The sequence below is a fragment of the Pigmentiphaga litoralis genome (genome assembly GCF_014651835.1).
GTDB lineage: Bacteria > Pseudomonadota > Gammaproteobacteria > Burkholderiales > Burkholderiaceae_B > Pigmentiphaga > Pigmentiphaga litoralis.
Map to the genome: position 1 here is coordinate 3413986 of NZ_BMXQ01000001.1, position 25173 is coordinate 3439158.

Below are 25173 nucleotides of genomic sequence, written 5' to 3' on the forward strand. Positions count from 1 at the left end.
AGACGCAACGTACCAATCTATGGGCTATCGGTTCGAATTTGAACCAGCCATAGTGAGGGCGTGCAATCAACTCTCAGGGAAACATCATGCAAACCACGAGCAACACGATCCTGATTACCGGCGGCGGCACGGGCATTGGCGAGGCGCTTGCGCACCGCTTCCATGGCCTCGGCAATACCGTCATCATCGCTGGCCGGCGGATGGAAACGTTGAAAACCGCAGCGGCCAGCCGGCCACGCATGCACGCATTGACGCTGGATATGGACGATCCCGCCAACGTTGCAGCTCACGCCCAAGGAAATCTGGTCGAAGGTGTCGACTTCATGCGCACCGCCGAGGTCGAGCATCGCTTCGACGACACCCTATCGGCGATCAATCCGTTCCTGAAGTGATCCTGGGTTTCGGAAGGCATCGTTACGCTCACCTGCCTGGTGCCCATGCAGGCTTCCGGGGTCACGCATGCTTCTGGTATCACCTGGATATATAGCGGGAATACCAAGGATCGATTTCACATATACCGCGAACAGGCAGATCATTGTTTCACGGTCACCAAGCAGCTTTCTGCACCGACCACTTCAACCACTTAGCGAGATACATCATGAACACGACTACCGTCATCAGCGCCCTTTCCGCCGCCCTGATCGGCCTTGCCGCTTTCGGCGCCCAAGCCCAGGACATCAACCGCACCGGCGAATACCCCTACGCATCGTCCACTTCGCAAAGCAGCGACGTCAGCGCCGCCCAGGTTCGCCAGGATCTGGTGCAAGCCAAGGCCCGCGGCGACGTGGTCGACGGCGATCTGTATGGCCTGCTGCCCATGAGCACCGAGAGCGACACCTCGTACGCCCAGACCAAGCAACAACTGCTGCAGTCGAAGGCGCAAGGCTACTACTTCAACAACGCGACCTACCCCGTTCCCGGCCGTACGGCACGCAAAGGTTGATGACCCGCGGAACGTCCAGGCATCCCCTGGAGGCGCTTGGCCTCTGGCAAGCACCTGCATCCCCTCCACCCGGCCTGATCGCCGGGTTTTTTATGGGTGCCGTCCGCACGCGCGGTCGTTGATCGACGCGCCATACGGATCCCGGACGCCTTCCCGTCATGCTTTGACGACAGAATGACAAGGCTTGCACACTAACATCGCGCGCAGGGCGTACTGCGCGGAATCGGGAGGTCATATGGGACGCGGTTTACTGAATACGGGTTGGGGGCGAACACTGCTCTGGGGACTGTTGGCAACTGCCTCGACGGCACTATCCGCGCAGGAGACCTGCGCCTTGCCCGGCGCGGTCAAACCCGCTCCGCCGAGGCCCGTGGACTACGTCAACAAGGACCTCCCCACCGACTACCTGGCCATGGTTCTGTCGTGGTCGCCGGAACATTGCGAGGCACAGCGCAACAAGCCCAAGGCCACCCGACAGAAACACGCCTTCCAGTGCTTTTCCGACAACCGATTCGAATGGGTGGTGCATGGTCTGTGGCCCCAGAACGGGAAGGCCCGGTCCAATCAGGACCATCCTCGGAACTGCCAGACCGTCGGGTCGCTGCCGTCTCCGTTAGTCAAGCAACACCTCTGCATGATGCCGGGCACCGACCTGATGCAGAACGAGTGGCAAGCCCACGGGACGTGCGGTTGGTCATCTCCGGATAGCTACTTTGCTGACATCCAGGACGTGTACAGCTCGCTTCGTCGCCCCACCACGCAAGAGATGGTCGGCAGCCAACCCGGCCCGAATCAACTGGTGTATGCCAAGGTGGCCGACATCAAGCAGGCATTCCTGACGCGCAACCCGGCGTTGCCCCCTGACAGCCTGCGGGTCAACGTGGCATCGGGCAACCGGCTCAAAGAGCTGTGGATCTGCCTGGACAAGGGCCTCAAGCCGATGGCGTGTCCGGTCAAGGGAACGCCCGACAGCCAGCAGGTCAGGGTGAGAGCGCCGTCCCGGTAGGCCGCCATGCAGGAAGGTGCGAATGGGCATCTGGCTCGATCAAGGCAGCTTGGTGCAAGCCGTCAGCCGCCGTGATGGACTTGTCTGCCCACGCGCGCCGGGGACAACCGCTTTGACACGGTGCATGCAGGAGACGCCGCTTGGCGCCGGAATCAAAAGTCCTTCGACTTCACGTTCCAGAAAATGTCGACGACGCCTCTGAACATTGCGTCGTTACTTACGCTCATGCTCCGCGGTCTCAGTTCTGCGCACACTTCGACCTGACTGCCATTGACCTCGATCCGGGCCGGTACACCCTTGCCTCTCAACACATCAAACAGGAAGGCGGCCTGGTCTCTTCCGGACACGAAGCCAAGACGCACGATGGCGGCACCGCCGCTCGCGAGCGAGCTCAGTTGGCGCTCTATGGCTTGCACGCCTCGTAAACGACTTGGGTACCAAGGCGGCTGGTGCATGGAGATCTTATTATTCGTTGCGATAAGCATTTTTGCTCCTTCCTGATTGGTTCGGCCCACCTGCCAACGACCTTCGGCCCAGGGTTACCACCTAAGAACTAATCCTACAGAGATGCTAGACGTCTTCTGTCAAACAGGAAAGCTATAGCAGCTATGTGACAGATGAAGGCATGGCAGCGCGGTGCGCATCGCAACGTGTCGTTCAGGGCGGATCCCAACTGTCAGCAGCGTTTTACTGTTGCCTGGAAGATTGCGCGTCCCGCCGCATGTCCAAAGGCGCATGCAGGTTCATCAAGGCCACGATCCAGTCGATGAACACGCGCAGCTTGGCGCTGACGTGGCGGTTGGGCGGATAGGCGATATACATGGGCATCGAATCCAGCCGCCAGTCTGCGAACAGCGGCACGAGCGCGCCGCGGGCCACATGCGCGACCGACATGTAATCGGGCAGCCACATCACCCCAAGTCCGGCCAACCCGGCCGCCAGGTAGGCATTGCCGTCATCCACCGCCAAGGCATGGCGGCCGTGCACGGTCACCCTTTCATCGCCGCGGTGCATGGCGTAAGGCAAGGGCTTGCCGGTGCGTGACCATAGAAAGCCGACGATGCGGTGCGGGGCGTCTTCCAGCGCCTTGGGGTGCGCGGGTGTGCCGCAGCGTTCCAGATAGGACGGCGCGGCGAACACGCGCAATTGCAGGTCACCCACGTGCCGCCCGATCAAGGACTGGTCCTTCAATTCACCGCCGCGCACCACGCAGTCCACGTTTTCGTTGATCAGGTCCACGATCCGGTCGCTGACGCCCATGTCGAGCTGGATGTCGGGATACCGCGCGTAGAACTCGGGCAGGGCCGGGATCAGGATCATCTGCGCGAACGGACTCGGCACATCGACACGCAGGCGGCCACGGGGCGATGCGGCCGCGACCGACAGGCTGGTCTCGGCGTCGTCCATGTCCGCCAGCAGTTGCAGCACCCGCTCGTAGTACGCGGCGCCATCGGCGGTCACGTTGACCTGCCGCGTCGTGCGATTGAGCAGGCGCACGCGCAGCCGCGCTTCCAGTTGTTGCACCAGTTGCGTGACGGTGGTCTTGCTCATGTGCAACGTATCGGCTGCCTTGGTGAAGCTGCCGGTTTCCACGACCCGGGCAAAGGCCTGCATCGCATCGAAACGGTCCATGGCGTCTCCCGCCGTTGATTGATTGTTTGGATTCTACAAACAGTGCTTGGTGCGCTTGCCTGTTTATCGGCTGCAAGGGCGTCGATACAGTGCGGCCATGGTCGATACGGATTCCCCGCGACCCCTTGTTGGAGCACCACCATGACCAAGCGCGACGTCGTTTTTCCCCCTGGCCGCCACGCCCTGTATGAGCGCAATCGTTATTCACCCGCCGTGCGGTCCGATGGCCTTCTGTTCGTGTCCGGCCAGGTCGGAAGCCGCGAGGACGGGTCGCCCGAGCCCGATCTGCGCAAGCAGGTGGCCCTGGCATTCGAGAACCTGAACGCCGTGCTGAAAGCGGGCGGCTGCACGTTCGACGATGTGGTCGACGTCACCGTGTTCATCGTCGACCCCGCTTCCAAGTTCGACACCATCTGGGAAGTCGTGCCGACTTACTGGGGCAACGCACCCTACCCCAACATCACCTGCGTGGGCGTGACATGGCTGTACGGCTTCGACTTCGAGATCAAGGTCATTGCGAAGGTGCCGGCGGCGGACACTGCTCACTGAAGTGCCCCGCCAGCACCGGCGCCAGCGACACGGTGCCGAACGACAGCGGCGCGGCAATACGCAATTGGCCGCGCAACTCGCCTTCGGGCGACAGCGCGTCTTGTGCGACAGCCAGTTCGGTCACCACCCGGGTTGCATGCTCGCGAAAGGTCGCCCCGGCTTCGGTCAGGGTCGAACCCCGTTCCGTGCGCGACACGTTTTCACATCTTCAAGGTCCACGAGCGTTCCTGTTCACGCAACACTGAAGTCGCTTTTCCGGGGCTAGCGTGGCGGAATGCGGGCCTCTAGCATAGAGACAACAGTGCAATCAGCGTGTCGTTCCCGACCGCTGCCAGCACGACCCTATCGAGGATGACCGCCATGAACCAGACCGCTACCTATGCCCCCACCCAAGTCGCGCCCATTCAGGCGCCGCGCAAGATCGTCCACCGTACCCGCGGCCACGGCGGCGGTTTCATCACCCGGCTGATGAGCCCGTCGGACCTGGGTGAAGTGCTCAAGCCCTTCGTGTTCCTGGACCTCTTTCGCGCCGACGAGGCGACGCAACGCGCGATGGAAGCACGGGGCGGCATGCCGATCCACCCGCACTCTGGCGTGGCCACCGTGACCGTCATCACCAAAGGGCGCATGCGGTATGAGGATCCGGATGCCGGCAAAGGCACCATCGGCTACGGCGGCGTGGAATGGATGCGCGCCGGCGGCGGCGTCTGGCACGGCAAGGAAGTGACGACCGACGACGTGCCGCTGATCGAAGGCTTCCAGCTGTGGCTGGCGCTGCCGGAAGCACTGGAAAACGGTCCGTCGGAAAGCCGCTATATCGAAGCAGCGGACATGCCACAAACCGGTCCGGCACGGGTGATCGTGGGCGAGTACGACGGCGTGCGCAGCCCGGTGCCCGCGCCTGAAGGCATCAACTACCTGCTCGTGACCCTGGCGGCGGGCGAGACCTTTACCTATCGGCCGCCAGCCGCGCATACGGTGGGATGGCTGGCGGTGTCGCAAGGCACGCTGAGCACCGGCGCCACGCAGCCGGGCGCCACTGCGGGCGACATGGTGGTGTTCGATGACAGCGGCGATTCCGTGCAGGTGCGGGCGAGTGGCGACGCGGCTGTCGTGTTCGTGCTTGGTTCGGCGGTGCCGCATCCGCACCCGCTGCATTTGGGCAACTACTCGGTGCACACATCGGCCAAGGCACTGGAGATCGGCGAGAACCGCATCAAGGAACTCGGCCGCACGCTCAAGGCGCTGGGTGACCGGCGCACGGCTTCGGGAACGGTGCCGGTGCTGCGCTGACCCGCAAGCCGGATGCCGCAAGCTGTAACAGGGCGCCGCAATGGCGCGGCGCCCTGTGCTCACACTCTCACGCATCATCCCACATCAATACCGAACGTCGTTCGCAGATACGCCAGGATGCACCGCAGGACCGCCTCGGGTTGCTCGGGAATCAGGGCGTGCGCGGCGTTGCGGATCGTCAGGTTCGTGACCCGGTCGCCCAGTTCGTCGCTCAGCACGGTGGCGTAGCTTGGCGGCGCCACCACATCGAATTCGGCCTGCACATTGAAGATGGGCGCCGTGCCGCCTGCAAAGAACTCGTCGACAGGCGTGCGCTTCTGCGCCAGGGTCTGCTGGGTCATCAGGCGCGTATTGAAACCCTGCAACCACGGGCGGGCGTCGTTGCCAGGCGCAAAGAACACACGCTGCAGATGCTTCAGCCGTTCGGCATCAGGCAGGTCCATGTTGCCGCTGCCTTCAATCGACGCGCGAATGTCCGGGGGGATGGGCGCCGCCGTCATGCCGCGCGGCACCTTGCCGGCCGACCCGGCCAGCAGGATCAAGCCCCGCACCAGGTCGGGCCGGTCGGACGCCAGCGTGCGCGCGATCCAGTTGCCGTGCGCATGGCCGATCACGAACGCCGGACCGCGCGCTTCATGCTCGATCACCGCGGCGATATCCTGCGCCCAGTCGTGCAGTGTCTTATCTTCAAGCGGACCGGTGCTGCCCGCATTGCCTCGCGGTTCGGGGCATATCGTGCGCAGGCCTGCCGCACTCAGTGGCGCAGCCAGTTCGTCCATGTCGCGTGCGCCGCGCCCCAGGGACGGCAACAAGACAACCAGTGGCCCCTCGCCCCGCGCCCAGCATTCGATGGTGACACCGTTGCCACGATCAACCATGTGGCGCAGTTCGGGTGGCGCGCTTGCATCGGGCAAGGCGTGTTGACGCACAGTGTTGTGCATGGGCATGCTAAGTTCCTCTACCTGAAAAAGAAACGGATGGCGGGTTCGGCAAGGCGACTTTCGCGCGACCCGGACACCATCAAAAAAAAGCGAGACACCACGTCATGGACCTGCGGCAACTGCGCTACTTCGTCACGGTCGCCGACGAACTGAACTTCAGCCGGGCCGCCGAAAAGCTGCACATGTCGCAGCCGCCGCTGTCGCATCAGATCAAGGCGCTCGAAGACGAATTGGGTGTCGAGCTGCTGTATCGCACACGGCGTGAAGTGAAGCTGACCGACGCGGGACGTGTGCTGCTCAAGCACGCCCGGTCGCTGTTCGACCAGGTGGACGTCGCCGTCAAAAGCACGGTCAAGGCCGCGGCCGGAGACACCGGCGTGCTGCGTCTGGGCATGGCGACGTCGGCCGTGTTCAACGTCATGCCGCAGATGCTCGATGCGATCCGCACACGGTTCCCGTCGGTGGAAGTGATCGTGGCCGACATGGAATCGAAGGAACAGATTCGCCACGTGGCGCAGGACAAGCTCGACATCGGCTTCATCCATGCGACCCCGCAGGGTGCCGGCATGCAGCATGCCGAACTCTTTTCGGAGCCCTACGCAGCCGTGCTGCCGGCGGGGCATCCGCTGGCGGATCGCGAACCCTTGACCCTGGCCGACCTGGCGGACGTGCCCATGGTGGCGTTCTCGCGCGAGCATGCGCCCGCCTTGTCCGACGCCTTGATCGCTACGTGTCTGAACGCAGGCTTTCATCCCAACATCGCCCACACGGCGCGCCACCCGTTGACCGTGCTGCAGATGGTCAGCGTCGGACTGGGCGTGGCCCTGGTGCCGCATTCCTTTGCGCATACCGCCTTTGGCGGCGTGCGCTTCCGGCATCTGGAGGGGGACTCGGGTCATATTCGTATCGAGGCTATCTGGCACGACAACCACCCGTCGGAACTGGTCCAACGGGTGATCGCCGAGGTCATCCTGCCCGCCGCGCGACTGCCGGCGCCGCAAGCATAAGGATCTCTTGCACCGAACTGTCGGGCAAGGACTGGAAGCACGCCTGCAGGCGCGCCACGGCATCCGCCCCGAGACCTGGCGTGGCAAGCGCTTCGAACTTCGACAGGATGCCGTCCGCGCGGCGCGGATTGTCGGCGGACCCCGACGGGTTATCGATGTCTATCCTGGACCGGCCACCCTGCCGTGTCTCGACTTCGACCCATCCACAGAACTGCGCCGGATAGCGGGCGTCCAGGTCGGCATCGGCCACGATCTCGATCCGGTTGGCCAGGGCCGTCACATCCTCAGCGGCCAGACGCGCGTCGTTGAACTGCGCGGGCAACACTGCGCCATCCAGCAGGGCCACGGCGATCGCATACCGGCCGCTCATCTGCGCATTCAGTGCCGATCCTGGGCGATACGGATAACCGCATTGCACGTCGACCACACGGGGCATGCCGACGCGGATCGCCCCGGACCCGGTCCAGTCCGGCCGTAGCGCCAGCGCCGCATCCACGTGCGCATGCACGCTGCCGCAGCAGCCATACGGCTTGAAGTTGGTGCGCGGCGCGTGCCAATGATTGCCCAGGTCGGCAACTAGCCTGTCGGGATGCGGCTGGTCGACAAAGGCTTTGAGCAGCCCACCGTCGGCTGCTTCGTAGATCTCGGTTGGCCCGGTGAGGCCATGCCAGGCCAGTTCGGCAGACATAAGGCCGGCCTGCGCCGCGCGGCCCGGATGGAAGCGTTTGGTGTCCGTGCCGTCGGATGAAAACGCATAGAGACCACTGGACTGGGTGCCAGCCAGGCCCAGGGCCCAGGCCGTGCGTTCGGCATCAAGGCCGAGCATGACCGACGCCGCGGCCGCCGCACCCAGCGGCCCGCACACCGCCGTCAGATGCCAGCCGCGCAGGCGTGCCTGGGCGGGACCCAGCGCGAGCGAACTGCGGATCGCGACCTCGTAGCCCGCTGCCAGCGCCACTTCAATCCGGCGGCTGTCTGCGGGCAAGGTTTCGGCCAATGCAAAGACGGTGGGCAACATGACCGCGCCCAGGTGCAGCTTGGCGTTGTGAAAGTCGTCGAGCTCGAAACCATGCGCGGCCGCGCCGTTGACCAGGGCCGCATCGGCGGCACGCAGGCAGGGGGTAGCTTCGCCCCACACCGTGGCCGCACGGCCAGCCGGCGGCGTGCCGCCCGCCTTGGCCCATGCCTCGATCGCATCGGTCCATGCAAGCCCGCGGCCAGCCAGCGCCGACCCGAAGGTGTCCAGGCTCAAGAACCGCAAAGTCTTCAGCACGTCTTCGGGGATGGCGTCATGCGTCAGCCCGGCGACCCATCCTGCCAATGTGCGTGTGATCATGGTTGCCGCTCCGGGTCAGAAGTCGATTTTGATGTCGGCTTCCTTGACCGACTTGCCGATGGTGACAATGTCCTTGCGGATCAAGGCCTTGAATTCGTCAGGCGTGCTTTGCGTCGGCACGAAGGAGAGTTCGTCGAAGCGTGCTTTCAATGACGCCACCCTGACGGCCTTGCCGACCTCGGTGTTCAGCCTGCTGACGATCTCGGGCGGCAGGTTGGCCGGGCCCCAGATGCCGTACCACGACAGCAACTCAAAGTCCGGCATGCCGCTCTCCGCCACGGTCGGCACGTTCGGCATCTTTTCAACGCGGGTTTTGCTGGTCACGGCGATAGGCTTGAGGCGCCCCGCTTCAACGAACGAATGCACCCCCGGCATCGGTGAAATCGCGGCCGAAACGTGCCCGCCCACGACGTCCGTCAACTGCGGCACGGCGCCCTTGTACGGGATGATCTCCATGTTCAGCTTGAGCGCGCGATTGATCATCTCTTCGCTCAGGTGGCTGGTGGTGCCCAGGCCCGAGGTCGCCCAGGTGTACTTGCCAGGGTTGGCCCTCGCCAATGCCGCAAGTTCAATCAAGGTCCTGGCCGGCACATCGTTGTTGACCGCAACAACCAGCGGCACGAAGCCGATCTGCGCGACCGGCGTGAAATCGCGCTCGGCATCGTAGGTCTTCTTGGCCACGACCAGCGGCATGTAGACTTGGCTGGACGCGTTGAAGAGCAGCGTGTAGCCGTCCGCCTTGGCGCGCTGCACATTGGCCGAACCGATCAGGCCCGACGCGCCAGGGTGATTCTCGATCACGATGGTCTGGCCAAGCTGCTTCTGCAGCTGTTCCGCCACAAGACGGCCCACGGTGTCGATCGACCCGCCCGGCGTGTACGGGATCACCATCTTGATCGGCTTGTTCGGGTAGCTTTGCGCGTGGACTGCGGTGGCGCCCAGGTGCGCGCCCAGCACGCACAGCGTGAGGACGGCAATGCGAAAAATAGGCTGTGCGGAAGAGGTCATTGTCATGCTGTCTCCGTGTTCTTGTTGGATGCTTCGATACGATCCGTGCACTGTATGGACCGCCGTCGGTGGCGTCTAATACCGTCTTCCTCCCACAGTTATAGGGTCGGCCGATCAAGGCAGACGGCGCGCCGATCCGTGTCTAGAATGGCCGACAGTGACCGACCGATAGACCTTTTGCGCGGTACCCCGTGATGCCCCTTCCCCTTGCTTCCGACCGACCCGGCCGCCTCGACCTGCCCGCGCAAAACCGGTCGCTTGAACGCGGCATCGAGATTCTTCGCGCGTTCAGGCAAGGGTCGGATCTGCTGGGCAATGGCGAACTCGCGGAGCGCACCGGGTTGTCGCGCGCCACGGTCAGCCGGCTGACGCAAACCCTGGTGGGAACCGGCATGCTCGATCACGACGCGAGCCGGCGGGCCTATCGCCTGGCCGCGCCCGTACTGAGTCTTGCGCACGCAATGCGCTCGGGGTCGCCCATCCTGCAGATCGCCGCCCCCATGATGCGCAAGGTGGCCGAGAAGCTGAAGATCAATGTGGGACTGGCGATTTGCGATCGCGACGACATGGTCTATCTGGAATCGGTGCGCTACAACCGGAAGGTGGCGCTGCGCAATGTGGTGGCCGGACAGCGGGTGCCGATCGAACTGACGTCGTTGGGGCGGGCCTATCTGGCCGTGGCGCCTGCCGACCGCCGGCGCGACCTGATGGAACGGTTCCGCAAGCAACGGGGGCGTGGCTGGCCTGCGCTCGACACGGAAATCCGGCACGCGATCATCCAGGTGGAGACCCGTGGGTATTGCGTCGCGTCGTGGCAGCCTGAGGTCGTCGCCATGGCGACGCCTGTGCAGATCGAGGGGTACCCGATACACGTGATGAATGCCAGCGTGACCACGACCCAGGCGCCAGACGCGATCGCCAATGAGCTGGCGCCAGCCTTGATGGCGCTGGCTGCGCAACTGGTTGCCGCGATGCAGCGGCTGGAGTAACAGAAGCAATGACAAGACCAGCCAACAGTGCCGCCATCACATCGCGATCGTCAGCCCCCGCAGGTCGCTTGCCGACTCCAGTTCCCAGATACGCTCCAGCAAGGCTTTGGCCTTCGCCTCGCCAATGACTGGCGCGGCAAGCTCACACAGCTTGTCGCCCAGGTCCGCATCCGACAGTGGCAGTTCCGGGTCGCCGCGCCGGTCGGGCTGGAAGAACTCGCCGACACGCCCATCCGCGGTCCGCATCACCACCCGCGCCGCGCGGCGGCCGGGGAACGCGGCATCGATGGCCGGATCGACGGACACCTGCATGCGTGCCATCAATCCACGCGTGACCGGGTCGGCCAGCCGTTCCGGGGTGTAGGCGGACAGCCGCACGCTGCCGTGATTCAGCGCGCAAGCCACCATGTAACGCAGGCTGAAGCGCGCTTCGTTGTCCGTGGCGGGGGTGTCGTAGCAGGCAATGTCCAGGGCGGGCCGGTAGGTACCGATGTCCAGGCCGACAATGTCTTCGGCCTTCACGCCAAGTTGCTGCTGCAAGGCCAAGGCGCCATCGACTGCGGCAAAGGTGTGGCCGCAACCGATATGGTTCTTGAACGTCAACCGGCAGATATTGAAGACCTCGCCCAGCGTGGCGTGCGTGTCGCTCCAGTCCGGGCCGCTGCTCATGGCCTGGCCCATGCCCGCGTCCCCTTCCAGCACGTCCAGCGATCCCGTCATGCCATGACGCGCCGCCATGGCGGCCAGCAGTCCGCCTTCTGCCGCGCGGCCCGCGTGCAAGGGCTTGGACATCGAGTCCATACGGAAGGCCTGTTGCAGTCCCGCGGCAAAGGTCGCGGCCGTGGCAAGCGCATGCGCGAAGGCGTCGCCGTCCAGCTTCATCAAGCCACCTGCCGAGGCCGCGGCGCCAAAGGTGCCGACCGTGCCTGTGCTGTGCCAGAACCGGTAGTGCGGCCTGCCCAGCGTGACGCCGATGCGCGTCGATATTTCGTAGCCAAGCACGATGCCGCGCAAAAAGTCCAGGCCGCTGGCCTGGGCGGATTGCGCCGAGGCCAGCGCCGCGGCGATCGTGGCGGCGCCTGGGTGGTACATCGCGTCGCGAAAACTGTCATCGACTTCGGCAGCGTGCGCGGCGGCGCCGTGGATCAATGCCGCGGTGCGTGGCGACGCAGCCTGCCCCATCGCCAGTTTCGCCGAGCCCTGACCGATCTCGTCGGCAAGCACCGTCATGAGCCGCTGGACAGGCACCGTGTTGAAGCCGGGAAACAACGATGCATACCAGTCCACTACCGCCCGCTTGGCGTGGTGCAGGACCTCGTCGGACAGGGGCGTCCGAGCGAACGTGTCGGCGTATTGGCCGAAGGCTTGCGTAGTGGTCATGATCCCTGTCCCTGAACTGAGGTGTCCCTGCCGCCCAGCACGAGCACGCCATCGGCAGCACGTACGCCCTGCCCTTGCGGCAGCACGAACAGCGGGTTGATCTCGGCTTCAATGATGCGATCCCCCAATTGTGCCGCCAGGGTCGAGAACGCGACCACGGCCTCGACCAGAGCATCCACATCAGCCTTGGGGCGGCCGCGAAAGCCATCGAGCAAGGGCCAGGTTTTCAGGCTTTGGACCATGGCCAACGCGTCGGCCTGACTCAAGCCGCCGGCGGCAGGCAGCATCGTCAGCGTCGTGTCATTGAGCAGCTCGGCGGTCACCCCGCCCATGCCCAACAGAATGGCCGTGCCGAGCGGATCGCGATGCATGCCCAGGATCAACTCGGTGCCACCCGCAACCATTTCCTGCACGACATAGCGGGTGGGCGCGGCGCCCGTCTTTTCACGCACATCGCCTTCCATCCGGTCGACCCGCGCCGCGATACGGTCGGGCGCCACGTTGACCGCCACGCCGCCCACATCGCTTTTGTGCGTGATCTCGCCCGACAGGATCTTGAGGACGACATTGCCGCCGAGCTCTCGCGCGGCACGCTCGGCCCCGGCCCCATCGGTCACGACAATCTCTTTCACGCCCGGCACGCCGAAGCGCGCGAACACCTGTTTGGCCTGCGCCTCATTCAGTGATCCAACAGGCAGATCGTCGATGGCGATCTGCCTGGCTTCGATCGGGCCACCCTGCGGCTTCAGGTTGGCCGCATGCCACATCGCCTGCAAAGCCACCGTGCAACTTTCCGGCGCGGCAAAGGCCGGCACGCCACGCTGCGTCAGCAAGGCAGCCACGTCGGGAGCGTGCGGGCTGACATAGGCGATGACCGGCTTGTCGCTATCGGGCAGGCAGTCTGCAATGGCCCCGGCCATCAGCGCCGGCATGGCCAGGCTGGACGATCCGACGATGATCGCCAGGGCGTCGTAGCTCCGGCTGGCCAGCAATGTGCGGATTGCCCCGCGCAGCAAGTCGGGTTGCAGACCCGCCAGCGTGACGTCGATCGGATTCCGGTCCAGCGCCGCATGGTCGCCGGTCTGCAGTGCACGCAAGGACGCGGCCGTGGCCTCGTCAGGCGGGGGCGTATCGAAGCCCGCTACGCCCAGGCTGTCGGACACCAGCGTGCCTGCACCGCCCGTGGACGTCAGGATCGCCACGCGCCGTCCCTTCAGTACCCGCGCCGTCGACAAAGCCGCGGGGATGTCGAGCAGATCACTGAAGCTTTGCGCGCGGATCGCCCCCACCTGCCTGAATAGCGCGTCGTACATGCGGTCCGCGCCGGCCAGCGCGCCGGTGTGCGACACCGCGGCACGGGCGCCCGCCTCCGACCGGCCGATCTTGTAGACCACCAGCGGCTTGCCAGCCTGCGCAGCCTTCAGTGCCGCCGCGCGGAAGGTGGCTGTGTTGCGCACGCTTTCGACATACAAGGCGATGACCTGCGTGGCCGGATCGTCGGCAAGGTAGTCGACGAAGTCGGCCAGGTCCAGGTCCACTTCGTTGCTGGTGGAAACCAGTTTGGACAGGCCGATGCCGCGCGCCGCGGCGCGGGACAGCAGCGATCCCAGGATGCCGCCACTTTGCGACACGACACCGATATTGCCCGCCGGGAAATGATCCATTTCGAGGGCGCCGCTGGCCGACAGCGGAATGTTGTCCGTCACGTTGACAAGGCCGATCGTATTGGGCCCCAGGATACGCATGGAACCTGCCGCACCCAGCAATTGCTGCTGCCGGCTGGCGCCCCGCTCACCCGTTTCCGAATAGCCACTGGCCAGCACGATGGCCGCCGCCGCGCCGCGCGCCGCCAGGTCGCGCACCGCCAGATGCGCATGCTGCGCGCCCAGCAAAACGATGCCCACGTCGGGCACCTCGGGCAGCGACGCGACGTCGGGATAGCAGCGCAGCCCGTCTATCGTGTCGGCCTTCGGATTGACTGGGTAGATATCGCCCGTGAAGCCATGCTTGCGCAGGTAGGCTACGGGCCGGCTCGCGGTCTTGGCCGGGTCGGCGGAAGCGCCGATGACGGCAACACGCTTGGGGGAGATGAGTCTGGATAAGGGGTTCATCGACTTACTCCTTGCTGGCGCGGGCGGCATCCCGTGCGGCATCCCGCTTCGCCAGGAATGCCGTGACCGACTCGCGGTGCTCGGTGCTGGTGTAGCAGATGCCCTGTGCCTGGCTGCCCTGCGCAAATACGTCGTGGGCTGACGATTCGAAGCTCTGGTTCAGGATGCCCTTGCTCAGCGCCAGGGCCGTTGCCGACCCGTGCGTCAGCGCAGTTGCCCAGGCCTGTGCTTCCTGCAGCAAGGTCTCGGACGTCGCGGTACGGTCCACGATACCCAGTGCTACCGCTTCGTCCAGCTCGACCTTGCGGCCGGTAAAGATCAGGTCCTTGGCCTTGGCCAACCCCACGCGTCGCGGCAGGAAATACATGCCGCCGCCATCCGGCACGATGCCCCGATGGATATACGACCAGGTAAAGGTCGCTGCCTCGGACGCCAGCACGAAGTCGCAGGCCAGGGCCGTATCCGCGCCCAGGCCCGATGCCGCACCATTCACGGCTGCGATCGTTGGCTTGGGCATGTTGAACAACAAGGCCTGCGTGTGATGCACGCGCTGCTGCCGCGTCCAGCCGTTGAAGGCGATCTCGCCGGTCGGCGCGTTCATGCGGCGTTCCATGCCGGCCACGTCACCGCCCGCGCAAAAGCCTTTGCCCTTGCCCGTCAGGATCAGCGCGCGGATGGCGGGCGTGGCGGCGACGTGTTCCAGCGCCTCGATCAACGCGGTGCGCATGTCGTCGCTGATGGCATTGCGCTTGTCGGGACGGTTCAGGCTCAAGGTCGCGATGCCGGCGGTCACCTCGAGTTCGATCAATGAAGAGGGCGTCATGATGGTCAGTCCTTTGGAATCAGAAGGTCGTCAGGGGGTTCATTCGGCGGTGATGCCCGCGGCTTTCACCACTTTGCGCCAGCGCTCTTCTTCCTGTTTGGCGTACTTGTCGAAGTCTTCGGGCGTCCCGGCACTGATGACCAGGCCTTCGTTTTCGACGCGCTTGCGAAAGGCGTCGGTCTGCACCGCGCGTGTCGCGGCGGCGTTCAGTTTGGCAATCACCGCGGGCGGCGTACCGGCCGGCGCAAACAGGCCATACCAGCTGTCGGCCACGTACCCGGGCACCCCGCTTTCGGCAATCGTCGGCACCTTGGCCAGCACCGGCGCCGGCGATCGCTGCGCCGTCGTCACGGCCAGCGGACGCAGGCGGCCGCTTTCGATCGACGTGCCGACCGACGCCGCCGTCGCAAACATGATGTCGACCTGCCCGCCCATCAGGTCATTGATCGCCGGACCGGCGCCGCGATAGGGGATGTGGACGATGTCAACTTTCGCCAGGCTCTTGAACAGTTCACCCGCCAGGTGCGCCGACGTGCCCGCACCCTGCGAGGCGAACGTCAACTTGCCGGGATTGGCCCGCGCGGCATCCAGCACATCCTTGACCGACTTGTACGGGCTCTCGGCACGCACTACCAGCACATTGGGTGACCGGCCCACGAGCATGACGCCCGCGAACGCATCGTTGCTATATGGCATCTTGGGATGGAGGCTGGGATTGACCACGTGCGCCAGCGTTGCCATCACCAGGGTGTAGCCGTCCGGCGCGCTGCGCGCGACCTGATCGGTGCCGATCAGGGTGCCGCCGCCCGGCTTGTTCTCGATGATGACCGGCTGCCCCAGCATTTCAGCCATGGGTTGCCCCATGCCGCGCGCCACCATGTCCGTGCCGCCGCCAGGAGCGAAGGGCACGACGATCTTGATGGGTTTGTCGGGGTAGGCGGCGACGGCGGCTGGGGCGATTGCGGTAGCGCCGATGAGGACGGCAGCGATGCCGGCAACGTGTTTCCAACGGGCGCTTTGACGGGAAATGAACATGTCTGTCTCCTTGTGACGGGGCGGGATGCCTGCGAGTCGCGGCGCTGCCGCTCTCGCTTCTGGTGCGTCACTGTAGGGAAGACGGTGTGGCTTGGCATCGGTCCAATTCCACTCTGTGGAATTGTGGTGCAAGCCGCCCGGGGTTTCCCGGATTCGCCGGGGCGACTTGCCCGCGGGCGAAAGTCGCCAGATGTCGTTCGTATGACGCGGTTTCGTGGCCCGCACAACGCACCGGTCGCACTGCTCGCGTTTCGCCGGGCATAATGCCAGGGGCCGCAAGGAACTCATCCTTTCGATGCCCACCGACGCCCTCACCACAGACACTCCCCACCATGACCCTGCACCTTGCCCTGCGCCTTGCCGCCCTCACGGTCGGCCTTGCTGCCACCTTCCACGCTCACGCCGAAAGCTTTGCCTCGTCCGCATCGAGCGCCGGGTCGGCGTCGAGCGGCAGCGTTTCCGATTCGTCCGAAGGCTCAAGCGACAGCTCGTCCGACGACAAGAAGAAATCCGCCGAGGGCGACTACCGCATCGTCGACGTCGCGCAGGCACCTGCACGGCCCGACTACGTGCGCATTACCATGCAGGCTGTCGAGCCCACCAAGCGCCTGACGCTCGAGCTGCCCGCAGCAACCTTCGCCAAGCAGAACCTTGGCGAGGGCGACATCGTCAGCGCGCACAAGCGCGTCTATGGCTATGAGTTCGCGCGCGGCGACACGCAGGAAGCGTTCTACCTGGTGCTGGCCGACGACTGGTTCGACGAACTGGCCCCGCGCCCCGTCGTCATTCTGTGAAAGCAGTGCGTCGTATCGCGGCCCGCGCCGCGGTGCTGCTGGCGATGGCGTGTGCGGGCAGTGTCTGGAGCGCTGCCGCAACGGCAGGCCCCACCGACGCGCTGTTCGGCGCATCGGCCTTCTGCGACCGCGGCCATGAACTGACCGCCGCCGAGCAGGACACCCTGCTGCGCTTTTCCGCGGTCGTCCGCGAAGCCCTGGCCGCCACCGGCGACGACGCCGTCCTGATCAGCCGGTCCGGGCTGGACCTGTCGGGCTTCGGCATTCGATACTCGCACTCCGCCATCGCCTGGCGCAGCGACACCGGCGTCTGGTCCGCGCGCCAGCTGTACTACGCGTGCAATGAAGGCTTTCCGCGGATCTTCGACCAAGGCATTGCCGGCTTCGTCATGGGCACCGACGATCCGGCCGTGGGCTACATCTCCATCGTCAGCCTGCCCAAAGGCGCGGCCGACACCTTGCGCGACGCGGCACGCAACACGCCGCTGGCGTTGCAATTGCTGGCCGCGCAATACAGCGCCAACGCCTACGCGTACAGCACGCGCTATCAGAACTGCAATCAGTGGGTGATCGAGATGCTGGGCGCGACGTGGGGTGGGCTGGCCTGGGGACAGGGGCTGCGGGAGCGCACGCAGGACTGGTTGCGGTCAGCGGGCTACGCGCCCGAGCCTGTCAACGTCGGATCCCACTGGTTGATGTTTGCATCCGGTTTTGTGCCGCTGCTGCATCTGGATGACCACCCGATGGAAGACCGGCATGCGCTGCAATTGAAAATCAGCTTGCCGGCAAGTATTGAAGGGTTTGTGCGCGAACGGTATCCGGATGCGAAGCGGACGGAGTTGTGCCACAGCGGCAAGCAGGTGGTGACGCATCAGGGGTGGACGCCAATGGCGGAAGGGTGTGTGGCGGGCGCGGGTGACACGACGATGTCGATGCACTGAGCCATTCAAGCCATTCAAGCCATTGAAGCCATTCACGGCACACCCACCCTTCGCTTCGCCCGATGCACCGTCCCGTTACGCACCGCCCACCGCAGCGGCTGTGCCGCCAACCGGACGGACTGCCGCAGCGCTGCCTGACGCACCGACCCCAGTTGCCGTACGCCCAGCATGTCTTGCGCGAACCCGGGTAGCAGATCAATCCCTGCCCGCATCATCAGCCTGACGAAGGGCACGGCCAACGGCCCGGGAGCCGGCGCGGTCAGCACTAGCCGCAGCGTTTCTTGCGTGCGCGCATCGTTGACCAGTTCACCTCGCATGCTTTCCAGATAGTTGCGCATGTCCACGACGTTGCGCGGCACGTTCTGCGCGCCCAGCCGCTCGGCGATCAGCGCTATCTCGTCCAGATACTGGTTTTGCGCAGCGAGCGGAAAGTCCGGTTGCCGGTACACCAGAAACGACTCCAGGAACGAAGACACCTCGGCCACATGCACCCACGTCAGCAAATGCGGGTCGGACGCGGCGTAGGGCGTGCCTGCGGGCGTGAGGCCGCTGACCGACGCGTGGATGCGGCGGACGTGGTCGATCAGATAATCCGCATCCTGGCGACTTGCATAGGTCGTGGCCGCGACGAAGCGGGCCGTGCGGCGCAGGCGGCCGAGCATGTCCACACGAAAATTCGAATGGTCCCAGACACCGGCCAGCGCGGCCGGATGGAGCATCTGCAACATCAATGCCGAGACGCCGCCAGCGAGCATGGCGGTGAAGTCGCCATGCACCTGCCAGGCCATGGACTGCGGGCCGAACAGGCCAGGGTCGCCGGGTGGGTTGAGATAGTCGATGGTCTGGCCGGGCATGGTGATGCCCAGCACGGCCGCTTCGATGCGCGTCCTGACAAATTCCATGTCGGCGGCCAGGCTTACGACTCTGGCAGATCCTTGAACAGGTGCTTGTATTGGCGCGGCTGCGACCGGTGGTATTGCTTGGGCGCATCGACCTGCGCGCCCAGTCTGGCGGCGGCGTGCCACGGCCAGCGCGGATCGTAGAGCATGGCGCGGGCCAGCGCGATGGCGTCGGCCTGGCCGGTGGCGATGATGGCTTCGGCCTGTTCGGGCTCGGTGATCAGGCCGACGGCAATGGTGGGCAGGCCTGTCGTTTCCTTGATCTTGGCCGCGAAGGGCACCTGATAGTTGGGACCCGCAACGATCTGCTGGTGCGGGCTCAGGCCGCCGCTGGATACGTCGATGAAGTCGCAGCCCAGCTTGCGCAGTTGTTCGGCAAACACCAGCGTCTGCGTCAGGTCCCAGCCGCCATCGACCCAGTCGGTGGCCGACACGCGTACGCCCACGGCCTTGTCTTGCGGGAAGGCTTCGCGCACGGCAGCGAAGACTTCGAGCGGATAGCGCAGGCGGTTGGCCAGCGAGCCGCCGTAATGGTCGGTGCGATGGTTCGACAAGGGCGACAGGAACTGGTGCAGCAGGTACCCGTGCGCAGCGTGGACTTCGACCATGTCGAGGCCAAGGGCGTGGGCGCGGCGGGCCGATGCCGCGAAGGCGTCCTTGATGCGCAGCATGGCGACGTCGTCGAGTTCCGTCGGTACCGGATCGCCCTGCGTGAACGATTCGGCCGATGGTGCGCAGGGCAGCCAGCCACCGGCATCGGCGCCGATGCGTTTGCCGCCCTCCCAGGGGGCGGCCGTCGATGCCTTGCGGCCGGCGTGGTTCAGTTGCACACCCAGGCGCATGTCGGTCTGGCGGCGCAGCACGTCGATCACACGGCCCAGCGCCGCTTGCGTGGCGTCGTCGTACAGGCCGAGGTCCCCCGGGGTGATGCGGCCGTCGGGCTCGACGGCCGCGGCTTCGGTAAACATGGCGGCCGCGCCCGACAGTGCAAGGTGGCCCAGATGGATCATGTGCCAATCGTTGGCCAGCCCATCGACGGACGAGTACTGGCACATGGGAGAGACGATGATGCGGTTCTTCAGGGGCAGTCGGCCCAGGGTATGGGGCGAGAAGAGTTGGCTCATGCGGGGGGATTCCTGTGGGCGTCCGGCGCCAGGCGCCGGCAAGGACGTCGGGCGCGCGCTGATGCAGCTGCCCTCAAGCCAAAAAGGATACGTCAAACCCCGGGATTTCCCGCGCCACCGCATGCGTCGGAATGCGACCGAGTGCTACCGGGTAGGGCTTGCCAGCTGCCGATACACCTCTTGCGACACCCGCATCAGCTCGGCGCGATCCGCTGCGCCCGACAGCGCGTATCCGAATTGGGCATCGACCCAGTAGAACTGGTTGACGTTGCCTTCGCGCCCGAAGCGGAAGGACGAAGCCTGGCCTGCCCCTTCCGGCGTCACATACAAGGTCAGCCGCTGGCCTGCTTCGGACCCATACATGAACTGCGCGACGGGGCCGCTGCCACCGGGCAACAGGCGGCCGCCGACCAGTGAATAACCGAGAGTGCTCAATGTTGGCGCCTTGACCTCGGCCCCCATGCGTTTGGTCAGCCAGGTCACCAGCGCCTGTTCCTGGTCACCGCCGATCTCGACCGGACGGCGTGCATCGGGGCTATACACCGCATGCGCGATCGCCGCGCGGTGGGCAAAGCCGGCCAAGGGCGCCGGGGTCGATGCGGCCACACCATCGGCCGCCGGTGCCGCGTCCATCCATCCCCGTGCGAACCAGGCCATGCTGGCGCTGGCCACCGCAATCGCCACACCGGCAGCCAGCCCGCGCCACGCAAAGGTCGACGCATCGCGACGCAGCGGCAGTCGTAACGGCAAGGGTTCATGCAGGACGGGATTGAGCAGGTCGCACAGCAATGTGTTTTGCCGCTGCCAGCCTTCGACACGCGCACGCGCCTCGGGCTGGTCGGCCAGCCATGCATCGACCTGGGCACGACGTGCAGGCGGCAACTGGCCATCGACCCAGGCGTGCAGATCGGCCTCGGTGATGGGCGCCACCGGGTGACCGGATGCCGGCCCCGATGCCGTGGTGTCGGAAGAAGAAGGAGGAGGAACGTGCTTCATCGTTATTTGATCCGGTGCAGCCGGCCCGGCGCATCGCGGTCTTTCAATGCGGTGCCCAGGCGCTCGCGCGCGCGGGACAACCGCGACATGACCGTGCCGATCGGCACGCCGAGTACCTGTGCGACTTCCTGGTAACTGAGCGCCTCGACGGCCACCAGCAGCAGCACTTCGCGCTGGTCCGGCGGCAAGCGCTGCAACAGGCGATCCAGGTCGCGCACTTCCAGGCCATCGGACTGGGTCGCGCGCGCGGCCTGCTCGGGCAGATCATCCTTGGCCACTTCGTCGGGGCGGCTGCGCTGCGCGCGCAACTGGTCGATGAACTGGTTGTGCATGATGCCGAAGATCCAGGCGCGCAGGTCCCCGCGTTTCTGCCAGAGCGGAAAGCGGGTCCAGGCGCGTTCGAGCGTGTCCTGGACGAGGTCGTCGGCCCGGTCGCGGTCAGCCGTCAGCCCGCGCGCATAGCGGCGCAGGCTGGGGATGCACGCGACAAGATTGGCCTCGTCCTGAGCACGCATGAGACGGCGCAACCGAAGCCGCGATCCCGGGCTTGCGGGGCTTACTTCTTGACGACGTGCCAGACTTCCTTGAAGTTGTCGCCCGTCTTGTCACCGGCCTTCTTGTCGTTGGCGTAGGTGTAGAGCGGCATGCCCTTGACGGCCCACTGCTTGGCGCCATCGTCACGCGTGATGATGGTCATGTCACCTTCGGGCTTGGCATTGGCGGCAGCCATGGCAGGCGGCCACAACGTGGCGCACGGGCCATTGCACGAGCTCTTGCCGCTGTTCGCGACATCTTTGTCGAAGGTATAGAGCGTCATGCCGGCCGACGTCACGAGGACGCCATCGGCCACCTTGACGGGCACCTGGGCATGGGCGAGCGAGACGAACGACGACGCGATGGCCAGCGTCAGGGCGGGGAGCAGACGGATACGCATGATGGTCTCTTTATGAAGTGGTTCGTGCGTGGAAAAGCGCGTTGAAACCGGGGAGTACGGGGCATGGACGGATGCCGATGCCCACTTATTCCATTCATTTGAAAAAAAAACTCAGGACAAGGTTTCCAGGTCCGATACCTCACCCTCTTCGGCGCCCTGCCCCCGCGCATACTGGCTGGGTGGCATTCCTGCATAACGGGTAAAGGCCACGCTGAAGGTGCTTGCCGAACTGTAACCGACGCGCTCGGCGACCTCCGCAATGCCGCTGGCCGGCTTGCGGCGCAGCATGTCCTTGGCGAGTGCCATGCGCCAGGCAAGAAGATACGCCATCGGCGCGACGCCGACCGTCTTGCTGAAACGCTCGAAAAAAGCCGAGCGGGACAGCGCGGCTTCGTGGGCCAGCGCCACCACCGACCAGTCCCGTGCGGGCGCTGCATGCATGGCGCGGATCGCCGCCGACAGGCGCACGTCGGCCAGCCCGCGCACCAGGCCCGGTGATGCTGCCGTGCCAGCTGCCGATCGCAGCGCTTCGATCAGCAGCACTTCGAGCAGGCGCGACAGGACGACCTCACGCGCGGGCCGTTGCTCGCGCGTTTCGTCCCCCACCAGTTGCACCAGGGTGGCCAGACGGGGTTCACCGCGAACATGCACGAGCTGGGGCAACAGCGCCACCAGCAGTGCCGCATCGGGCGACCCGAAGCTGCAGTGCCCCGCCAGGATGCGCAGGTCAGCCGGCCCCTGGGGATCGCCGATGCGAAAGTGCCCGTTGCCCAGGGCGACCGGCACGGTGTCGCCACGCACGGGCGGCGGCACGAGGCTGGACATGGCGATGCCGAAAGCCGCCGGGACCAGCACGAAGTCGCCTGCCTGCAGCACGACGGGTTCGGCGCCATCCAGCGCCAGCCGGCATTCGCCTTCGAGCACGACGCAGTAGAAGGGTTGCCCGGCGTCCGAGCGCCGAATCTGCCAGGCGCCTGCCCCCACCACATGTTTGGAAAACCGCGCCGCTGGCTGCAACAGCGTGACGACCTCGGCAAGCGGGTCCACCATGACCGGACTCTCGCAAATGATATATGGACTGTGGATTGTAGCGAGTACGGCGCTGACCGCCTATCGTGACGTCACTCCAACGATACGAAGGTGGCTTCATGAAGACCGTTCTGATTACCGGCTGCTCCTCGGGCTTCGGCCTGGATACCGCGCGCCTGTTCCTGGATCGCAACTGGCGGGTCATCGCGACGATGCGCACGCCGCGCGAAGATCTGTTGCCTGCGTCGGACCGCCTGCAGGTGATTGCGCTCGACGTGACGGATTCCGACAGCGTGCAAAAGGCGATTGCGGCGGCCGGTCCGATAGATGTAGTTGTCAACAATGCGGGTTTCGGCGCTCCCGCGCCGTTCGAGCTCACTCCGATGGAAACGGTGCGCCAGCTGTTCGAGACCAACACCTTCGGGACGATCGCGGTCACGCAGGCGGTGCTGCCACAGATGCGTGAACGCCAGTCGGGCGTGATCGTGAACGTGACGTCGAGTGTGACGCTCAAGCCCTTGCCCTTGGTGAGCATGTATCGGGCTGCGAAGGCAGCGGTCAACGCGCTGACCGAATCGATGGCAAGTGAAGTCGCGCCGTTCGGCGTCCGGGTGCACCTGGTGCTACCGGGATCGTCGGGCGAGACGCGATTTCGTGAGACCGCTTACCAATATCTGAAGGGCGCGGACGATCCGGTCTATGGCGACTTCATGAAGCAGACGATTGCCCGCATGATGGCGTCCAATGGTCCCGGCACGCATGCCAGGGACGTCGCCGAAGCGGTATGGCAGGCGGCGACGGATCCTGCCTCACCCCTGCGCATTCCGGCGGGCGCGGACGCGGTGCAGTGGGCTGCGGAAGCGGGCTGATCGCCCTACTCGCGCCAGGCCGCGTCCGAACTGCCCAAAGGCACGGGCGCGGTATCCCACGCCATGGGGGCGCCGGCGACCACGACGGGCGCGCGCAGGCGCTGCAGCGGCCCCCACACGGTATCGATCGCAGCCGGGTCAAGGTCGGCCGGACTGCGCTCGGAAAACGCAGCCGAGGTCACCGGCGCGGACACCGCGTCACTTCCCCCAGCCGCCACTGTTGCGTCCACCAGCAGCTTTGCCGTACGCGCGAGCGAGGCATGGATCTCGGCCCCGCGTCCCGTGTGCAGCCGCGTCGTCAGGCCACGCAGTGCGGCGGCGGCCATGAGATAGCCCGTGCCATGGTCCAGGGCCTGCATGGGCAGCGGCACGGGTTTCTCGGCGCCGGCCGCGATCATGCCGGCGTGCGCAATGCCGCTGCTCATTTGCACCAGGCTGTCGAAGCCGCGGCGATGCTGCCACGGACCGGTCCATCCGTAGGCATCGAGCGACACGTCGATCAGCCCGGGACACAGCCGCGCGCGTGTGGCGGCATCAAGGCCAAGGTGGCTGAGCGCGTCCGACCGGTAGCCATGCACCAGTACGTCGGCCTGGGACAACAGTTTCTCGAAGCGTTTCCGGCCTGCCGCATCGGACAGGTCCAGGCGCGCGCAGCGTTTGCCGGGCGTGACGTCGGGCTCGTGGGTCGGCTCCGTCCACCAGGGCGGGTCGAGCCGCAAGACGTCGGCGCCATACGCTGCCAGAAAGCGCGTTGCAATCGGACCGGCCAGCACACGGGTCAGATCAAGGACGCGGATGCCCGCCAGGGGGCGAGCAGCACCCGCAGTGGGCAAGGGCCGCGCGGGGTCACGCTGACTGCCTGGATGCCAATGCAGCAAGGGCTCGTTGGCGACGGCCTGGCCTTGGGGATGCGCTCCCCATTGCGCCACCGACCGCATGGTCGCGGCGCACCCGCCGCGTGCAACGACGGCGGCTTCCAGATCGTCAGCAGACCATGTCGCGACCGCGGCGGCGACCTGCGCCCGATCCGCCGGCTCGCCTGCCGTATCGGTCACGCCAAGCACTGCCATGGCCGCTGCGCGATGATGCGCGGCGTTGGTATGCAGGCGGATCCAGCCGTCGTTCGTGCGGTAGTCCCCCGCCACGGCATCCCATGACGGCGGCAGGTCCCAGCCGATCGGGTCGACGGACACGGTGAACCACAAGGAGGCAAGACGACGGTCGACGCTGACAGACGATGCCGCATCGACCGGGATGCCGGCCCGCGCGGCCTGCCATTCTGCAAGCGCAAGGCCCGCGGTGCCGACCGCTGCTGCCGCGAAGTCGGTTGCGTGAAACGCTGACGGCATCCGTTGATCGCCCGTGGCCTGGACCTTGGCGAGCCACGCCGAGTCACCCCCGGCACCCGTCCACAACTGCGAAACGAAGTGATCGAAAGGCGTGGCGTGAGGGTCGGTCGGGCGAGACATGGCGAGGCGGTCCTTGTCGGAGGAAGACGGCGCCAGGGCTGGCGGCCTGCCGCCGATGGCGCGCA

General features: G+C 65.6%; 27 protein-coding genes. 10 read left to right on the forward strand and 17 right to left on the reverse strand.

Translation table 11 applies throughout. From position 1 onward, the window contains the following. The first annotated feature begins 86 nt into the window (after positions 1–86). From IE116_RS15530 to IE116_RS15540, 3 genes are all read left to right on the forward strand, one after another. Positions 87–392 (forward strand): SDR family NAD(P)-dependent oxidoreductase, encoded by a 306-nt coding sequence (locus IE116_RS15530; protein WP_189613851.1) that lies wholly within the window; start codon positions 87–89, stop codon positions 390–392. A gap of 206 nt (positions 393–598) precedes the next feature. Further along, entirely contained in the window at positions 599–943 is a 345-nt protein-coding gene (locus IE116_RS15535; protein ID WP_189613853.1) for a DUF4148 domain-containing protein, read from the forward strand. A 370-nt stretch (positions 944–1313) separates the two neighbouring features. Then, a complete protein-coding gene (locus IE116_RS15540) occupies positions 1314–1949 on the forward strand; it encodes a ribonuclease T2 family protein (RefSeq protein ID WP_229828204.1) in 636 nt (211 codons plus the stop codon). A gap of 152 nt (positions 1950–2101) precedes the next feature. Here IE116_RS15540 and IE116_RS15545 read toward each other — a convergent pair whose 3' ends face one another. Further along, positions 2102–2434 (reverse strand): hypothetical protein, encoded by a 333-nt coding sequence (locus tag IE116_RS15545; protein ID WP_189613857.1) that lies wholly within the window; start codon positions 2432–2434, stop codon positions 2102–2104. A gap of 202 nt (positions 2435–2636) precedes the next feature. Continuing rightward, entirely contained in the window at positions 2637–3581 is a 945-nt protein-coding gene (locus IE116_RS15550) for a LysR family transcriptional regulator (RefSeq protein WP_189613859.1), read from the reverse strand. A gap of 141 nt (positions 3582–3722) precedes the next feature. Here IE116_RS15550 and IE116_RS15555 point away from each other — a divergent pair, with 141 nt between their 5' ends. Then, positions 3723–4130, forward strand: a complete 408-nt coding sequence (locus IE116_RS15555) for a RidA family protein (RefSeq protein ID WP_189613861.1) — start codon at positions 3723–3725, stop codon at positions 4128–4130. On the opposite strand, the gene IE116_RS15560 is transcribed toward IE116_RS15555, so the two are convergent. Continuing rightward, on the reverse strand, positions 4093–4326 hold the full coding sequence (locus IE116_RS15560; RefSeq protein WP_189613863.1) for a LysR family transcriptional regulator: 234 nt from the start codon (positions 4324–4326) through the stop codon (positions 4093–4095). The two genes, IE116_RS15555 and IE116_RS15560, sit on opposite strands and share 38 nt — an antisense overlap. A gap of 164 nt (positions 4327–4490) precedes the next feature. Here IE116_RS15560 and IE116_RS15565 point away from each other — a divergent pair, with 164 nt between their 5' ends. Then, positions 4491–5423, forward strand: a complete 933-nt coding sequence (locus IE116_RS15565; RefSeq protein ID WP_189613865.1) for a pirin family protein — start codon at positions 4491–4493, stop codon at positions 5421–5423. Positions 5424–5497: 74 nt separating this feature from the next. Here the strand turns inward: IE116_RS15565 and IE116_RS15570 are convergent, their stop codons facing one another. After that, positions 5498–6370 carry an alpha/beta fold hydrolase gene (locus IE116_RS15570; RefSeq protein WP_189613866.1) on the reverse strand — a complete coding sequence of 291 codons (873 nt, stop codon included), beginning with the start codon at positions 6368–6370 and terminating at the stop codon, positions 5498–5500. Between the two features lie 98 nt (positions 6371–6468). On the opposite strand from IE116_RS15570, the gene IE116_RS15575 reads away from it, so the two are divergent. Further along, on the forward strand, positions 6469–7371 hold the full coding sequence (locus tag IE116_RS15575) for a LysR family transcriptional regulator (RefSeq protein ID WP_189613868.1): 903 nt from the start codon (positions 6469–6471) through the stop codon (positions 7369–7371). On the opposite strand, the gene IE116_RS15580 is transcribed toward IE116_RS15575, so the two are convergent. Beyond that, the gene (locus IE116_RS15580) at positions 7331–8707 is read right to left on the reverse strand and encodes an MmgE/PrpD family protein (protein WP_189613871.1); all 1377 of its coding nucleotides are present in this window, start codon (positions 8705–8707) and stop codon (positions 7331–7333) included. The two genes, IE116_RS15575 and IE116_RS15580, sit on opposite strands and share 41 nt — an antisense overlap. Before the next feature lie 15 nt (positions 8708–8722). Then, positions 8723–9721 carry a Bug family tripartite tricarboxylate transporter substrate binding protein gene (locus IE116_RS15585; protein ID WP_229828205.1) on the reverse strand — a complete coding sequence of 333 codons (999 nt, stop codon included), beginning with the start codon at positions 9719–9721 and terminating at the stop codon, positions 8723–8725. Between the two features lie 188 nt (positions 9722–9909). Here IE116_RS15585 and IE116_RS15590 point away from each other — a divergent pair, with 188 nt between their 5' ends. After that, entirely contained in the window at positions 9910–10704 is a 795-nt protein-coding gene (locus tag IE116_RS15590; protein WP_189613873.1) for an IclR family transcriptional regulator, read from the forward strand. 36 nt (positions 10705–10740) lie between these two features. Here IE116_RS15590 and IE116_RS15595 read toward each other — a convergent pair whose 3' ends face one another. The 4 genes from IE116_RS15595 to IE116_RS15610 are packed head-to-tail and all read right to left on the reverse strand — an operon-like array spanning position 10741 to position 16053. Continuing rightward, positions 10741–12084 (reverse strand): MmgE/PrpD family protein, encoded by a 1344-nt coding sequence (locus IE116_RS15595; protein ID WP_189613875.1) that lies wholly within the window; start codon positions 12082–12084, stop codon positions 10741–10743. Continuing rightward, complete coding sequence (locus IE116_RS15600; protein WP_189613876.1) at positions 12081–14195, reverse strand: acetate--CoA ligase family protein; 2115 nt, start codon at positions 14193–14195, stop codon at positions 12081–12083. The genes IE116_RS15595 and IE116_RS15600 overlap by 4 nt, the downstream gene beginning before the upstream one ends. 4 nt (positions 14196–14199) lie before the next feature. Further along, positions 14200–15018, reverse strand: coding sequence for an enoyl-CoA hydratase/isomerase family protein (locus IE116_RS15605; protein ID WP_189613877.1), 819 nt, complete (start codon positions 15016–15018; stop codon positions 14200–14202). Positions 15019–15057: 39 nt separating this feature from the next. Next, the gene (locus IE116_RS15610) at positions 15058–16053 is read right to left on the reverse strand and encodes a tripartite tricarboxylate transporter substrate binding protein (protein ID WP_189613878.1); all 996 of its coding nucleotides are present in this window, start codon (positions 16051–16053) and stop codon (positions 15058–15060) included. A gap of 332 nt (positions 16054–16385) precedes the next feature. Here IE116_RS15610 and IE116_RS15615 point away from each other — a divergent pair, with 332 nt between their 5' ends. Together IE116_RS15615 and IE116_RS15620 are read left to right on the forward strand one after the other, a co-directional pair. Then, positions 16386–16847 carry a hypothetical protein gene (locus IE116_RS15615; protein WP_189613879.1) on the forward strand — a complete coding sequence of 154 codons (462 nt, stop codon included), beginning with the start codon at positions 16386–16388 and terminating at the stop codon, positions 16845–16847. A gap of 14 nt (positions 16848–16861) precedes the next feature. Then, the gene (locus IE116_RS15620) at positions 16862–17788 is read left to right on the forward strand and encodes a DUF2145 domain-containing protein (protein ID WP_229828487.1); all 927 of its coding nucleotides are present in this window, start codon (positions 16862–16864) and stop codon (positions 17786–17788) included. 32 nt (positions 17789–17820) lie between these two features. On the opposite strand, the gene IE116_RS15625 is transcribed toward IE116_RS15620, so the two are convergent. From IE116_RS15625 to IE116_RS15650, 6 genes are all read right to left on the reverse strand, one after another. Further along, positions 17821–18690 carry an oxygenase MpaB family protein gene (locus tag IE116_RS15625; RefSeq protein ID WP_189613880.1) on the reverse strand — a complete coding sequence of 290 codons (870 nt, stop codon included), beginning with the start codon at positions 18688–18690 and terminating at the stop codon, positions 17821–17823. A 14-nt stretch (positions 18691–18704) separates the two neighbouring features. Continuing rightward, entirely contained in the window at positions 18705–19811 is a 1107-nt protein-coding gene (locus IE116_RS15630; RefSeq protein WP_189613881.1) for an NADH:flavin oxidoreductase/NADH oxidase, read from the reverse strand. Positions 19812–19955: 144 nt separating this feature from the next. Then, positions 19956–20807, reverse strand: coding sequence for an anti-sigma factor family protein (locus IE116_RS15635; protein WP_229828206.1), 852 nt, complete (start codon positions 20805–20807; stop codon positions 19956–19958). A gap of 2 nt (positions 20808–20809) precedes the next feature. After that, positions 20810–21322 carry an RNA polymerase sigma factor gene (locus IE116_RS15640; RefSeq protein ID WP_189613882.1) on the reverse strand — a complete coding sequence of 171 codons (513 nt, stop codon included), beginning with the start codon at positions 21320–21322 and terminating at the stop codon, positions 20810–20812. A gap of 41 nt (positions 21323–21363) precedes the next feature. After that, positions 21364–21741 (reverse strand): COG4315 family predicted lipoprotein, encoded by a 378-nt coding sequence (locus IE116_RS15645; RefSeq protein ID WP_189613883.1) that lies wholly within the window; start codon positions 21739–21741, stop codon positions 21364–21366. A gap of 111 nt (positions 21742–21852) precedes the next feature. After that, entirely contained in the window at positions 21853–22791 is a 939-nt protein-coding gene (locus IE116_RS15650; RefSeq protein WP_189613884.1) for an AraC family transcriptional regulator, read from the reverse strand. 98 nt (positions 22792–22889) lie between these two features. Between IE116_RS15650 and IE116_RS15655 the strand changes: the two genes are divergently transcribed. Continuing rightward, positions 22890–23639, forward strand: a complete 750-nt coding sequence (locus IE116_RS15655) for an SDR family oxidoreductase (RefSeq protein WP_189613885.1) — start codon at positions 22890–22892, stop codon at positions 23637–23639. Between the two features lie 5 nt (positions 23640–23644). Here the strand turns inward: IE116_RS15655 and IE116_RS15660 are convergent, their stop codons facing one another. Beyond that, the gene (locus IE116_RS15660) at positions 23645–25108 is read right to left on the reverse strand and encodes a CoA transferase (protein ID WP_189613886.1); all 1464 of its coding nucleotides are present in this window, start codon (positions 25106–25108) and stop codon (positions 23645–23647) included. Between the last annotated feature and the right edge of the window lie 65 nt (positions 25109–25173).

What these genes read in the sequence shown, in the direction of transcription:
- IE116_RS15530 (WP_189613851.1), top strand. Translation starts at nt 87, where the DNA reads ATGCAAACCACGAGCAACACGATCCTGATTACCGGCGGCGGCACGGGC.
- IE116_RS15535 (WP_189613853.1), top strand. Translation starts at nt 599, where the DNA reads ATGAACACGACTACCGTCATCAGCGCCCTTTCCGCCGCCCTGATCGGC.
- IE116_RS15545 (WP_189613857.1), bottom strand. Translation starts at nt 2,434, where the DNA reads ATGCTTATCGCAACGAATAATAAGATCTCCATGCACCAGCCGCCTTGG.
- IE116_RS15550 (WP_189613859.1), bottom strand. Translation starts at nt 3,581, where the DNA reads ATGGACCGTTTCGATGCGATGCAGGCCTTTGCCCGGGTCGTGGAAACC.
- IE116_RS15555 (WP_189613861.1), top strand. Translation starts at nt 3,723, where the DNA reads ATGACCAAGCGCGACGTCGTTTTTCCCCCTGGCCGCCACGCCCTGTAT.
- IE116_RS15565 (WP_189613865.1), top strand. Translation starts at nt 4,491, where the DNA reads ATGAACCAGACCGCTACCTATGCCCCCACCCAAGTCGCGCCCATTCAG.
- IE116_RS15570 (WP_189613866.1), bottom strand. Translation starts at nt 6,370, where the DNA reads ATGCCCATGCACAACACTGTGCGTCAACACGCCTTGCCCGATGCAAGC.
- IE116_RS15575 (WP_189613868.1), top strand. Translation starts at nt 6,469, where the DNA reads ATGGACCTGCGGCAACTGCGCTACTTCGTCACGGTCGCCGACGAACTG.
- IE116_RS15580 (WP_189613871.1), bottom strand. Translation starts at nt 8,707, where the DNA reads ATGATCACACGCACATTGGCAGGATGGGTCGCCGGGCTGACGCATGAC.
- IE116_RS15585 (WP_229828205.1), bottom strand. Translation starts at nt 9,721, where the DNA reads ATGACAATGACCTCTTCCGCACAGCCTATTTTTCGCATTGCCGTCCTC.
- IE116_RS15590 (WP_189613873.1), top strand. Translation starts at nt 9,910, where the DNA reads ATGCCCCTTCCCCTTGCTTCCGACCGACCCGGCCGCCTCGACCTGCCC.
- IE116_RS15595 (WP_189613875.1), bottom strand. Translation starts at nt 12,084, where the DNA reads ATGACCACTACGCAAGCCTTCGGCCAATACGCCGACACGTTCGCTCGG.
- IE116_RS15600 (WP_189613876.1), bottom strand. Translation starts at nt 14,195, where the DNA reads ATGAACCCCTTATCCAGACTCATCTCCCCCAAGCGTGTTGCCGTCATC.
- IE116_RS15605 (WP_189613877.1), bottom strand. Translation starts at nt 15,018, where the DNA reads ATGACGCCCTCTTCATTGATCGAACTCGAGGTGACCGCCGGCATCGCG.
- IE116_RS15610 (WP_189613878.1), bottom strand. Translation starts at nt 16,053, where the DNA reads ATGTTCATTTCCCGTCAAAGCGCCCGTTGGAAACACGTTGCCGGCATC.
- IE116_RS15615 (WP_189613879.1), top strand. Translation starts at nt 16,386, where the DNA reads ATGACCCTGCACCTTGCCCTGCGCCTTGCCGCCCTCACGGTCGGCCTT.
- IE116_RS15625 (WP_189613880.1), bottom strand. Translation starts at nt 18,690, where the DNA reads ATGGAATTTGTCAGGACGCGCATCGAAGCGGCCGTGCTGGGCATCACC.
- IE116_RS15630 (WP_189613881.1), bottom strand. Translation starts at nt 19,811, where the DNA reads ATGAGCCAACTCTTCTCGCCCCATACCCTGGGCCGACTGCCCCTGAAG.
- IE116_RS15635 (WP_229828206.1), bottom strand. Translation starts at nt 20,807, where the DNA reads ATGAAGCACGTTCCTCCTCCTTCTTCTTCCGACACCACGGCATCGGGG.
- IE116_RS15640 (WP_189613882.1), bottom strand. Translation starts at nt 21,322, where the DNA reads ATGCGTGCTCAGGACGAGGCCAATCTTGTCGCGTGCATCCCCAGCCTG.
- IE116_RS15645 (WP_189613883.1), bottom strand. Translation starts at nt 21,741, where the DNA reads ATGCGTATCCGTCTGCTCCCCGCCCTGACGCTGGCCATCGCGTCGTCG.
- IE116_RS15650 (WP_189613884.1), bottom strand. Translation starts at nt 22,791, where the DNA reads ATGGTGGACCCGCTTGCCGAGGTCGTCACGCTGTTGCAGCCAGCGGCG.
- IE116_RS15655 (WP_189613885.1), top strand. Translation starts at nt 22,890, where the DNA reads ATGAAGACCGTTCTGATTACCGGCTGCTCCTCGGGCTTCGGCCTGGAT.
- IE116_RS15660 (WP_189613886.1), bottom strand. Translation starts at nt 25,108, where the DNA reads ATGTCTCGCCCGACCGACCCTCACGCCACGCCTTTCGATCACTTCGTT.